Raw genomic sequence first — 12,564 nt, 5'->3', positions numbered from 1 at the left:
AGGTCCAAACGCGACATTTCTAAATGGCTAGAACACGACATTTCTAAAAAGCTACTACAACAAAAAATGTCGATAATGTTGATTATGTCAAATAACAAAGATCGACTGCACGAGGTGCTGCTGGCCGAGCGCCTTCGCATTCAAACCCTCCACCTCTGATCCTCGTAGGAGTCGATGTGCTCATTCTTCGTCGTCCCGGCGCGGGCCGCGCGCCGGGACCGGTTGCCGCCTGGCGGCCTCCTCGCCGTCAGAACCGGTACGTCGCCCCGATCTGGAAGAAGCGGCCGAGATCCGTGTAGAGCGACTGGTCATAGCCAGTGATGTCGGGCACGGCTTGCCACTCGACGTCGAACGGCGGTTTCTTGTCGAAGAGGTTCGTGATGCCGCCGTAAATCGTCCAATGCTTGAAGCCGCGATAGTTGAACATCAGGTTGAACTGGCTGTACGACGCCACCGATCCCGTACCGCCGTCGCCGAATTCCGCGGCCACGGCGTTCGTATATGGCCCGGTGTATTGCCAGGTCAGCGTGGTAGTCAGCTGCCGGTAGTCCCAGCTCAGGCTCGTATTGCCCTTCCAGCGCGGGTTGCTCGCGCCGAACGGCTGCAGCAGCGCAAGGTTGTTGCCGGCGAAGTCCTGCGGTGCGGTTCCGGGGCTGTGCAGCTTGAAGTGCCACACATAAGTCCAGTCGCCTGCGAGCGTGAACGTGCCGTACTTGGTGCGCAGCGCTTTGCGGAAGTTGAGATCGAAGCCATCGGTATCGAGCGCACCGAGGTTCACGAAATGCTGAACGAGGTAACGCACCGACCCGTCAGCGTTGCGCACGACGCGCGAGGGATCGTTGGCGACGAGCACCGCGTTCGGATCGTCCGTGCCGATGACGCCGTCGATGCGGACCTTGTAGAACGCCGCGCCGATATCGGTCATCGCATCGGGTGAAAGCTGGAAGCCGATGTTGTAGTTCTTCGTGTGCTCCGGCTGAAGATTCGGATTGCCCGCGACTTGCTCCGTCGTGAAGTGCTTGGTCGGCACACCGCTCGGATCGTTCGGATCGACGAGGTTCTGGTGAGAGAGATAGACGGCCTGCGAGTTTTCGACGAGGGTCGGCGCGCGGAAGCCGCGACTGTACGATGCATACGTCGTCAGCATTTGCACCGGCTGGAAACGCAGCGCAAAGCTCGGCGAAAACGCCCCACCGAAGTCGCTGTAGTGATCGTAGCGGCCCGCCTGCGTGAACGTCAGATTGCGCAGGATCGGAATGTCGACCTGGTAGAACGCGGCGGCGACGTTGCGCGAACCCTCCACCGTCTGCACGTTCGCCGGTGCGGATACGCCCTGCGACGCGAGCGTCTGGGGGTTGATCGTCGACGATTCGTGGCGGAACTCGGTGCCCAGGCCCAGGCCGACCGGGCCCCCGGGCAGCGTGAAGAGATTCGACGTCGAGGCCTTGGCCGTCACGCTGTCGACCTTCGAGATGGCCTGCTGATCGTCGTCCGTGAAAACGCCGTTCAGGCCGTTTGGCGTGGAGGCCGGGTTCGAGAAGTTGTAGGTGCCGTTCGCGAGCATGTTCTCGAGGCCCGCGGCGTTGATCCGGTTGCGATACGTCGTATCGACGGTGCTCTGCGAGTGGCCGTAATCGGCCGACCAGTCCCACGCGCCGAATCTGCCCGCGTCGAGCGAGCCTTTGACGCCCGTGTTCGCCATCCAGAACGTCGATACCGTGTCCGCCCTCACGACGTTGCCCGGGAAAGTCAAGTTGATCGCCGTCGGCACGCCGAACGGGTTATAAGGATTGCTCACCGGTACGGTGCGCGGCAGCGGCGAAACGGACCCGGTCGAAGGGTTGTAGACGTTCGTCGTGCTCGATATCGACGCCGGCCCCTGCAACTGGACGGTTTCATCGCGGCTCACCCAGAAGCCCGCATAGGCCTGCGTGTTGTCGTCGATCTTGAAGGTGGCGCGCACCTTCGCGTTCAGGCGCGTCGTGGACGGAACGAGCGACGTCGACGCGGCCGGGTTATACGTGCAATTGGTCGCGCTCGTCTTGCTGCCGGGCGGGCACGGCGAAAGCGGCACCTTGGAGCCGTCCGCCAGCGACCAGTACGATTGCTGGTTCGGCCCGAGCGGCGCTGCCAGTCCGCCGGGATATTGCGTGAAGTCTTGCGCCGACGTCATGTCTCGATCGCCGAGCGTCGAACCCGAATCGCGGTAATAGCTGGCGGCCGCGGTGACGTTGAAGCGATCCGAATTCAGGTCGCCGAAGCCGGCCAGTACGCTGAAGTTGCCCTGCCCGTCGCCCGGATGCTGCGCCTTGCCGAGTTGACCGTCGATCTGCAGGCCCTGAAAGTTCTTCTTCGTAATGATGTTGACGACGCCCGCGATCGCGTCCGAGCCGTAGACGGATACCGCGCCGGTCTTGACGATCTCGACGCGCTCCACCATGTTCAGCGGGATCGCGTTGACATCGAAGAACGTGTCGGTGAAGTTCACCGACTGCGCATAGTTCGCGACGCGCTGGCCATCGACGAGCACGAGCGTGTATTTCTCGCTGAGCCCGCGCAACGCCATGCCGGCGCCGCCGGGTGCCGAGCTGTTCATCGTCGTCTGGCCCCAGCTGCTTGCGGAATTGGCCGAGGTCGAACGCAGGAAATCGGCGACCGTCGTGTATCCGCTTTGCTGGATTTCCTTCGCGGTGATGACCTGCACTTCGGTGTGGCCGACCTTATCCGATGTGCGGATCAGCGAGCCCGTCACTTCGAACTTGTCGAGCTTTTTCACGGTCTGCCCGCCCGCAGCGGCGCCGGACGCCGGCGCGGGCGCGGCGGCGGCCGTGCTGCCGGTTTGCTCGGCGGCGACGCTCCCGTCGACAGGCGTTGTCTGCGCGTAAGCGGAGGTACCCAAAGCCGCCGTCAACGCGACTTCAGCCCATGCGATGCTGCGTATTGCCGATCCCAAAGCCGTTGGTTTCATAACACCCCTTTCCCTTTGTCGTCGCAAGGCCTGACCTTTTTGTATGCACGGAGACTCGCCGGCCTTTAAATAGCGTTGCCCCGCGTTCCTGATTCGTCATCTGACGATCACAACCATTCCGTCCACCCTCCCATTTCTTTCAAAATTATTTCCTCCGCTTATGAGTGGAATGAATTTGAAATACAAGAAACGGAATTCCTATAGAATTAGGAAACCTAATTACATGGATCGGTCTTTCCGCGTATCGAAAGGCTGCATACGCGCTGCGCCCTGGAACACTCTCACCATGGCGCTTCGTCAATCAGTGCGTACGGGTTGCCAGGAAGGCAGTCTCCCGTTGAAAGGCTTCTTTACGTATTCACTTTGAAAGCCTTAATTCACGGAACATGAATTACCGTTCACTACCAAGTTTTACATTGGACGCGAACATAGCAGGACAGAATCGACGCGTCAAAAAATATTTGATGCCACATAACTTTGTTTAGGTGCAATAGATGCACTCGGTTGGTGCCGAATAAAAATAGATATGGTTCATCAGCCGCTACCGTTGTCTTGTCTTCCTTGTTCGGCTGCTTTTTCACCCGTTCGCGCATGCGCCGCAATGGAGCATGCGGCCGGTACTCGCCAGTCCGAACTTTTTTGTTTACCAGAGAGAAGACACGAATCCTTGGCATGGAAACAGTCCGAACGCGTGGTCGATGAATCCCCATCACTACCATCAATCGATCTCCAGATTCCCGGCCGTTTCCACGCGCGGCGCCTCGCGCTTCGTCACCGCTGCATGCCGCCCGCGCCGGCCTATGGACACGACTACCCGAAACGCCACCGGCGCGAACACCAGCCCGAATATCGTCGCCGCCAGCACGCCCCCGAACGCGCCGGTCCCGATCGAACGCCGGCTTTCCGCACCCGCGCCGGTCGCCAGCACCAACGGCACGACGCCGAGCAGGAACGCCATCGACGTCATCACGATCGGCCGAAACCGCACGGCCGCGGCCTCCACCACGGCCTGCCGCAGCGGCACGCCGCGCCCGACGAGTTCGCGTGCGAACTGCACGATCAGAATCGCATTCTTCGCCGACAATCCGATCACCGTAATCATCCCGACCTTGAAGTACACGTCGTTCGGCATCCCGCGCGCGAACGCCGCCGCCAACGCGCCCACGATGCCGAGCGGCACGATCGTCAGCACCGACAGCGGGATCGCCCAGCTTTCATACAAGGCGGCGAGCGCCATGAACACGGCGAGCACCGACAACCCGACCAGCAGCGGCGTCTGCCGCTCGGCAATCCGCTCCTCGCGCGCCGCGGCGACCCAGTCGTAACCGATCCCGGCCGGCAGCATGGCGGCCAGCCGCTCCATCTCCGCCATCGCCGCACCCGAACTGGTGTGGGTCGCCGCCCGGCCGCTGACGTCGAGCGACGGATAGCCGTCGTAGCGATTCAGCATCACGGGCCCGACCGTCCAGTGCGGCGCGGCGATGGCCGACAGCGGCACCATGTCCCCCGTCCGGTTCGGTACCGTCAGCGCCATCAGTTGCGCGTCGGTCGCACGCGCGGCCGGGTAGGCCTCGACGATCACGCGGCGCATCCGGCCCGACGCCGGAAAATCGTTGATGTAGTTCGAGCCGAACGTGCCGCCGAGCAGCCCCGCGATGCGCTCGAACGGCACGCCGAGCGCATACGCTTTCGCGCGATCGACGTCGAGCTCGATGCGCGGCGCGTCCGGCAAGTCCTCGAAATGCACGGACGCGAGCGCCGGGTCCGCCTTTGCACGCGCGGCCAACTGCTCGCGAGCGGCCTTCAGCGCGTCGAGCCCGACCCCGCCGCGATCCTCGAGACGGAACGTGAAGCCGTCCGCGTGACCGATGCCGGGCACCGACGGCGGCAGCGTCGCCTGTACGTCGCCGTCGAGAATCGCGTCGAAACGCCGGTTGAGGCGATCGCGCAACGTCATCGCATCGACGTCGCGCTGCGCCCAGTCCTTCAGGTCGACGAATGCCATCCCGACGTTCTGCCCGCTGCCCGCGAAACTCCAGCCGATCACGCTCGTCACGTTCGCGACGGCCGGCTCCGCGCGCAGGATCGCCTCGACGCGCTGGACGACCGCGAGCGTGCGCGCCTGCGTGGCACCGGCCGGCAACTGGATCATCACCTGCAGCTGCCCCTGGTCCTCGGTCGGCAGGAAGCCGCCCGGCATCGTCCAGTACAGCAGCCCGCACACGGCCAAGAGTGCGACATAGATGCCGACGACCGCACCCGTGCGGCGTACCGCCGACACGGTGACGCGCCGATAGCTGGCCTCGGCGCGCGCGAACGCGACGCCGAAGCGGTCGGCCACGCGCGCGCCGAGGCTGCGGCGCGGCACGCCCCCGCCCCCGCCTTCGTGACGGACGACCGGTTTCAGCAAATTCGCGCACAGCGCCGGCGTGAGCGACAGCGCCATGAACGACGACACGAGCATCGACGCGATCATCGACACCGCGAACTGCCGGTAGATGCCGCCGACGCTGCCCGGGAAGAACGCCATCGGCACGAACACGGCGGTCAGCACCGCGGTCACGCCGACGATCGCCCCGCCGATCCGCTTCATCGCGTGCCGCGTCGCATCGCGCGGCGACACGCCCGCCTCCATCACGCGGTGCACGCTCTCGACGACGACGATCGCATCGTCCACGAGAATGCCGATCGCCAGCACGAGGCCGAACATCGTGAACACGTTGATCGACAGCCGGAACACCCACATCGCGACGAATGCGCCCATCAGCGTGACCGGAATCACGACGGTCGGCACGAGCGTGTAGCGCAGCTCGCGCAGGAACAGCCACATCACGCAGAACACCAGCACGACGGCCTCGACGAGCGTCAGCACGACTTCCCGGATGGCGATCTTCACGAAATGCGCGCCGTCGAACGGAATCTCCACCGCGACGCCCGGCGGCAGCGTCTTCGACAGCTCGGCAAGCCGCGCGCGGATCGCGTTCGACGTTTCGAGCGCGTTGCCGCGCGGGCCGAGCTGGATGCCGACGGTGGCCGCCGGACGGCCGTTCAGCCGCGAATAGAACGAATAGTCGTCGCGGCCGATTTCGATGCGGGCGACATCGGCGACGCGCACGACCGAACCATCCTGCTTCGACTTCAGCACGATCCGGCCGAACTCCTCCGGCGACGTCAGCTGTCCCTTGACGACGATCGTCGCGGTGAGCTGCTGGCCGCGCACGAACGGCGCATCGCCGATCGCGCCGGCCGTCACCGTCGCGTTCTGCACGCCGATCGCCGCGATCACGTCGTCGGCGCCGAGGTCGTATTCGCGCAACTTGCTGGGATCGAGCCAGACCCGCAGCGCCTCGTCGGCGTCCCACAGCTGGGCCGCGCCGACCCCGGGCGCGCGCTTCAGCTCGCGCAGCACGTAACGGTTCAGATAGTCGCCGAGCTGGGCGGAGTCGCGCGTGCCGTCGGTCGACGTCAGCGTGACGAGCATCAGGAACGTGTTGGCCGCCTTGAACACGCCGATGCCCTGCTGCACGACCTGCTGCGGCAGCCGCGGCTCGACCTGCTTCAGCCGGTTGTTGACGTCGACGAGCGCGATGTCCGGATCGGTGCCGGGCGCGAACGTCACGTCGATCTCGAGATTGCCGTGACCGTCGCTGCTCGTCTCGTAGTACTGCAGCCCGTCGGCACCGTCGAGGCTTTCCTCGATGATGCTGCCGACGTCGGCGTCGACCGTCTCGGTCGACGCGCCCGGATAGGTCGCGCTGATCACGACGCGCGGCGGCGCAAGGCGCGGATACTGCGCGATCGGCAATTGCGGAATGGCGAGCACGCCCGCGACGACGATCGCGAGCGCGACGATCCACGCGAACACCGGGCGGTCGATGAAGAACGATGGCATCGGCGTGCGTCAGCGAACGGTACGGGCGCGCCGCGCCCGCTTCACGTCACTCATCCGCGCCCCCTTCCCGCTGCAGCGGACCCGGTTCCGGTGCGAGCATCGACGACGCGAGCAGCGCCTGCGTATACGGGTGGGACGGCGCGTGCAACACGTCGAGCGTATCGCCCTCCTCGACCACGCGCCCCGCCTTCATCACGATGACCCGATGGGCCATCGCGCGCATCACCGCGAGATCGTGCGTGATGAACAGGTAGCTCAGTTGATACTTCTTTTGCAGGTTCGTCAGCAGATTCAGCACCTGCTTCTGGATCGAAACGTCGAGCGCGCTCGTCGGCTCGTCCAGCACCAGCAGCTCCGGCTCCACGGCCAGCGCGCGCGCAATCGCGATGCGCTGACGCTGGCCGCCGGAAAATTCGTGCGGATAGCGAAGCATCGCGTCGGCCGGCAGGCCGACCTCCTGCAGCAAGGCAGCGACCCGCGTGCGCCGCGCGGCGCCGGCCACCTCCGGCCGGTGCACGGCAAGCCCCTCGCCGACGATCTGCTCGACCGTCATGCGCGGCGACAGCGAGCCGAACGGATCCTGGAACACGACCTGCATGCGGCCGTACAGCGCGCGCCGGCCGCGTGTCGTGCGCAGCGACGCCAGCGGCATGCCGTCGATCTCGATGCCGCCCGACGCCGGCCGCTGCAGGCCGAGCACGGCCGCCGCCAGCGTCGATTTCCCCGACCCGGATTCGCCGACGATCCCGAGCGTCTCGCCACGTCGCAGGCTCAGCTTCACGTCGTGCACGGCCCGGAACGCCGTCTTGCCGAACACCGCGCGCCAGCCCTTCGTCGCGATGCGGTAATCGACGGCGAGTTGCCGCACGTCGAGGATCGTCTGCGCACCGGCCGCGACCGGTTCGACCGCACGTTGCGGCGCGCTGTCGAGCAGCCGGCGCGTGTACGCGTGTTGCGGCGCGGCGAACAGCGCGCCGGTCGTGTTCGTTTCGACGAGCACGCCCTGCTCCATCACGGCCACGCGCTGCGCGAAGCGCCGCACGAGATTCAGGTCGTGCGTGATCAGCAGCACGGCCATCCCGCGCGCGGCGGCCTCCTGCTCCTGTAGTTCGATCAGCAGGTCGACGATCTGCTGGCGCACCGTCACGTCGAGCGCCGTCGTCGGCTCGTCCGCGAGCAACAGCCGCGGCCGGCACGCGAGCGCCATCGCGATCATCGCGCGTTGCCGCTGGCCGCCCGACAACTGGTGCGGAAAACTGTCGATGCGCCGCTCCGGCTCCGGAATCCCGGTGCGCCGCAGCAGCGCGATGCCGCGCTCGCGCGCGTCGCCCGGCCGCAGTCCCTCGTGCAGCCGCAGGCTCTCGGCGATCTGCTTGCCGATCGTATACAGCGGATTGAGCGCCGTCATCGGCTCCTGGAACACCATCGCGATATCGGCGCCGCGGATGCCGCGCATCTGCTGCTCGGTCTTCGCGAGCAGATCCTCGCCGTCGAACAGCATCTGTCCCGACAGCGTCGCCTGCTGCGCGAGCCGCAGGATCGACAGCGCCGTCACGCTCTTGCCCGAGCCCGACTCGCCGACGAGCGCCACGCGCTCGCCGCGCCCGACCGCGAGGCTCAGGTCCTGCACGGCGGCTTTCGCGCCGAAGTGCGCGGAAAACCGTCGAATGTCCAGCAACGGAGTCGTCATCGTTGCTCCCCGCCGAAGGCCGAGCCCCGCGCGCGCGTGTCGAGCGCATTGCGCAGCGCGTCGCCCATGAACGTGAGCAGCAGCAGCGTGACGACCAGCGCCGAGAACGCGGAGATCGAGATCCACCACGCGTCGAGGTAGTTCTTGCCTTCCTGCAGTAGTTCGCCGAGGCTCGGCGTCGGCGGCTGCACGCCGAGGCCGAGGAAGTCGAGGCTCGTCAGCGACAGGATCGCCGCACTCATCCGGAACGGCAGGAACGTGATCACCGGCGTCAGGCTGTTCGGCAGCACGTGCCGCCACATGATCTGCCAGTTCGACAGTCCCATCGTGCGTGCGGCCTTCACGTAGTCGAGCGCGCGGTTGCGCAGGAACTCCGCGCGCACGTAGTCGGACAGCACGAGCCAGCCGAACATCGACAGCAGGACGAACAGCAGCCACAGCGACGGCTCGAAGATCGACGCGAAGATGATCAGCAGGTACAGGTCGGGCAGCGCGCTCCAGATCTCGATCAGGCGCTGCCCGACGAGATCGGTGCGCCCGCCGTAGAAGCCCTGCAGCGCGCCCGTCAGCACGCCGATCCCGACGCCCGAAACCGTCAGCGCGAACGCCATCAGCACCGACAGCCGAAATCCGTACAGCAGCCGCGCGAGCACGTCGCGGCCGAACTGGTCGGTGCCGAGCCAGTTGCTCGCGGACGGCGGCGCCGGATACGGCCGCGACGCGAAATAGTCGATCGTGTCGTAGCGGTAGCGGTTCGGCGGGTAGATCGCGAAGTTGTCGTGCGACTCGATCTTCGCGCGGATGTACGGATCGAGATAGTTGGTCTTCGCCGGGAAATCGCCGCCGAACTGCGTCTCCGGATAGTCCTTCACGATCGGGAAATAGAAATGCCCGTCGTAGCGCACCACCAGCGGCCGGTCGTTCGACAGTCCTTCGGCCAGCAGGCTGAGCGCGAACAGCGTGGTAAAGATCACGAGGCTCCAGTAGCCGAGCCGCTGCGCGCGAAACCGCCGCCACGTGCGTCGCCATGGCGACGGCGACGACGCGCATGCGACGGCGGCCGGATCAGTGGTCCAGGCGGTTGAACTGGATACGGGGGTCGACGAGGACATAGCAGACGTCAGCAATGAGTTTGGTCAGAAGGCCGATGAGCGTGAACAGGAACAGCGAGCCGAGCACCACCGGATAGTCGCGGCGAATCACCGAGTCGTACGAGAGCTGCCCCATCCCGTCGAGCGAGAACAGCGTCTCGATCAGCAGGTTGCCGTTCAGGAAGGCGCCGACGAACGCGGCCGGCAACCCGGTGAGCAGCGGAATCGCGGCATTGCGCAGTACGTGCTTCCACAGCACGTCGCGCTCCGGCGCGCCCTTCGCGCGTGCGGTCAGCACGTATTGCCGGCCGATTTCGTCGAGGAACGTGTTCTTCGTGAGGATCGTGACGATCGCGAAGTTGCCGACCACCGACGCCGTCACCGGCAACGCGATATGCCACAGATAGTCGAGGGCCTTGCCGATCAGCGTCAGTTCGTCGAAGTCGTCCGAGGTCAGGCCGCGCATCGGAAACACCTGCCAGAACGTGCCGCCGCCGAACAGCATCAGCAGCAGCACGCCGAGCACGAAGCCCGGAATCGCGTAGCCGGCGAGCACGAGCACGCTCGTTACCGTGTCGAAACGCGAGCCGTTGCGCACGGCCTTCGCGATGCCGAGCGGCACCGACACGAAGTACGTGAGGATCACCGTCCACAAGCCCAGCGTGATCGACACCGGCAGCTTCGAGCGGATCACGGCCCATACGCTGCGGTGCGCGAAATAGGACTGCCCGAGGTCGAACGTCGCATAGCTTTTCAGCATCAGCGCGTAGCGTTCGAGCGGCGGCTTGTCGAAGCCGAACTGCTTGCGGATCTGCGCGATCTGCTGCGGATCGACGCCCTGGCTGCCGTGGTAGCCGCCCCCGCCTCCGCCCGCCTCGCCTCCACGCGCGCTGCCGTGGCGCAATTGCGTGAGCACCTGCTCGACCGGGCCGCCCGGCACGAATTGCGTAACCGCGAACGTGATCGTCACGACGCCGATCAGCGTCGGGATCATCAGCAGCAGGCGCCTCAATATGTATGCAAGCATCGTCGCTCCCTCGTCAGGCCGCCGCGGCGGGTTGTGGCCGTGCTACCGGCTTCTTCACGTACCAGTAGTCGATGATCCAGTCCTCGTACTGATAGGAAGCCGGCACGACCGGCGGATGGCCGAGCGTCGTCTTGTACGCGATCCGCGCGTTCGGCATGTAGTACTGCGGAACCAGCACGTACAGGTTGATCAGCACGCGGTCGAGCGCGTGCGTGGCCGTCTCGAGATCGTCGAGCGTATTGGCCGCAAGCGCCGCGCGGATCAGCGCATCGACGGCCTTCGACTTCACGCCCGGATAGTTCTCCGAGCCGGGCTGCGATGCGGCCTCGCTGCCGAAACGACGCGTCAGTTCCGCGCCCGGGATCGTCACGGGCGAGTAGATATACGTCGTCATGTCGTACTCGAAATTGTCGAGCCGCTTCTGGTAGAGCGCGCTGTCGATCTCGTGCAGGTACGCATGGATGCCGAGCGTCGCGAGCGCCTGCGTGTACGGCAGGATCAGGCGATCCATGCCGGGCTGGTCGTCGATGATCTCGATCGACATCGGCGTGCCGTTCGCGTCGCGCAGCGCGCCGTCCCGGTAGTGCCAGCCGGCCTGAGCGAGCAGGTCGCGCGCTTGCTTGAGGTTCGCGCGCAGCGAGCCCGGCGGCAACGTCGACGGCTGCTTGACCATCGGGCCGAACACCTCCGGCGGCAGCGTCGAGCGGTACGGTTCGAGCAGCGCGAGTTCCTTCGCGCTCGGCATGCCCGACGCGGCGAACGGGCTCGCGTCCCAGAAGCTGTTGGTGCGGCGGTACTGCCCGTAGAACATCATCCGGCTCATCCAGTCGAAGTCGAATGCCAGCGCAAGCGCGTGCCGCACGCGCACGTCCTGGAACATCGGTTTGCGCAGGTTCATCAGGAAGCCCTGCATCTGCGCGGGGCCGTCCGGGAACTCGCCCCTCTTCAGCATGCCGTTGCCGAAATTCTTGCCGACGTACTTGCGCGCCCACTGCGTCGAGCTGTACTCCATTCGCGCATCGACATCGCCGGCCTTGAACGCCTCGAGCGCCGTGTACTGGTCGAGATACAGCTTGAACGACACGCGCGCGAAACGGAACATCCCGCGCCGCGACGGCAGGTTCGCGGCCCAGTAGTGCGGGTTGCGCACGTACGCGATCTGCTTGTCGTTCCTGCGCTGCTCGATCAGGTACGCGCCGCTCGCGATCGGCGGCTCGTTCGCGATCTGGTCGAACGGCGGCCGCGTACCGTCCGCGTGTTGCCCCCACTTCGGCGAGAACACCGGCAGGTCGCCCGCGATCAGCGCGGCGTCGCGCTCCGCGTGCCTGAACTCGAAGCGGATCGTGTGGCCGTCGACGACCACTGCGCGCCGGATGATCGAGAACTGCGCGTTGTACAGCGGCGACGCCTGCGGGCTCGTCAGCGTATCGAACGAATACTTGACGTCGGCCGCGGTGATCGGGTCGCCGTTCGAGAAGCGCGCGGCCGGGTTGATGTGGAACGTGGCCGACTGCCCGTCGGGCGCCACCTCGACGTCGTCGGCAATCAACGCGTATTCGGACGCGAGTTCGTCCCAGCTGCGCTGCATCAGCGTGTCGAACATCAGGTTCTTGATGTCCGGTGCGGGCGAGCCGCGCACGAGGAACGGGTTCAGCGAGTCGTAGCTCTGCGCTTCGTCGTAGTTTTCGAAGTTGAGCGCGCCAGTGTCCGGCGCCTGTGGGTCCGCATAATCGAAATGCGCGAAGTCCGGCGGGTATTTCGGCTGGTCGTATTGCGCGATCGCCGACACCGCGAGCGCCGCACGTGGCATGGCGCTACCCGACACGAGCAGCACGGCGCATGCGAACAGCGCCGCGCGCGGCACGCCTGCCCATCGCCATTTCAACAGTTTCATGG

6 protein-coding genes are annotated in these 12,564 nt (G+C 65.6%); all 6 read right to left on the bottom strand.

The window, feature by feature from the left end; translation table 11 throughout:
- Positions 1-247: 247 nt before the first annotated feature.
- A complete protein-coding gene (locus J8I35_RS30170) occupies positions 248-2,968 on the bottom strand; it encodes a TonB-dependent receptor (RefSeq protein ID WP_050015431.1) in 2,721 nt (906 codons plus the stop codon).
- 718 nt (positions 2,969-3,686) lie between these two features.
- Positions 3,687-6,860, bottom strand: coding sequence for a multidrug efflux RND transporter permease subunit (locus J8I35_RS30165; protein ID WP_209928541.1), 3,174 nt, complete (start codon positions 6,858-6,860; stop codon positions 3,687-3,689).
- A 46-nt stretch (positions 6,861-6,906) separates the two neighbouring features.
- On the bottom strand, positions 6,907-8,550 hold the full coding sequence (locus J8I35_RS30160) for a dipeptide ABC transporter ATP-binding protein (RefSeq protein ID WP_124630370.1): 1,644 nt from the start codon (positions 8,548-8,550) through the stop codon (positions 6,907-6,909).
- Positions 8,547-9,662 (bottom strand): ABC transporter permease, encoded by a 1,116-nt coding sequence (locus J8I35_RS30155; protein WP_209928539.1) that lies wholly within the window; start codon positions 9,660-9,662, stop codon positions 8,547-8,549. The genes J8I35_RS30160 and J8I35_RS30155 overlap by 4 nt, the downstream gene beginning before the upstream one ends.
- Positions 9,616-10,668: an ABC transporter permease subunit gene (locus tag J8I35_RS30150; protein WP_050015437.1), complete on the bottom strand. Its 1,053-nt coding sequence runs from the start codon at positions 10,666-10,668 to the stop codon at positions 9,616-9,618. Before J8I35_RS30150 ends, J8I35_RS30155 begins: the two co-directional genes overlap by 47 nt.
- Positions 10,669-10,681: 13 nt before the next feature.
- Positions 10,682-12,562 carry an extracellular solute-binding protein gene (locus J8I35_RS30145; RefSeq protein ID WP_050015439.1) on the bottom strand — a complete coding sequence of 627 codons (1,881 nt, stop codon included), beginning with the start codon at positions 12,560-12,562 and terminating at the stop codon, positions 10,682-10,684.
- Positions 12,563-12,564: the final 2 nt, after the last annotated feature.

Source organism: Burkholderia sp. CpTa8-5 (assembly GCF_017815045.1).
Lineage (GTDB): Bacteria > Pseudomonadota > Gammaproteobacteria > Burkholderiales > Burkholderiaceae > Burkholderia > Burkholderia sola.
Note: the sequence above shows the minus strand (reverse complement) of the source record. Positions and strands in the feature narration are given on the sequence as shown.

What these genes read in the sequence shown, in the direction of transcription:
- J8I35_RS30170 (WP_050015431.1), bottom strand. Translation starts at nt 2,968, where the DNA reads ATGAAACCAACGGCTTTGGGATCGGCAATACGCAGCATCGCATGGGCT.
- J8I35_RS30165 (WP_209928541.1), bottom strand. Translation starts at nt 6,860, where the DNA reads ATGCCATCGTTCTTCATCGACCGCCCGGTGTTCGCGTGGATCGTCGCG.
- J8I35_RS30160 (WP_124630370.1), bottom strand. Translation starts at nt 8,550, where the DNA reads ATGACGACTCCGTTGCTGGACATTCGACGGTTTTCCGCGCACTTCGGC.
- J8I35_RS30155 (WP_209928539.1), bottom strand. Translation starts at nt 9,662, where the DNA reads ATGTCCTCGTCGACCCCCGTATCCAGTTCAACCGCCTGGACCACTGAT.
- J8I35_RS30150 (WP_050015437.1), bottom strand. Translation starts at nt 10,668, where the DNA reads ATGCTTGCATACATATTGAGGCGCCTGCTGCTGATGATCCCGACGCTG.
- J8I35_RS30145 (WP_050015439.1), bottom strand. Translation starts at nt 12,562, where the DNA reads ATGAAACTGTTGAAATGGCGATGGGCAGGCGTGCCGCGCGCGGCGCTG.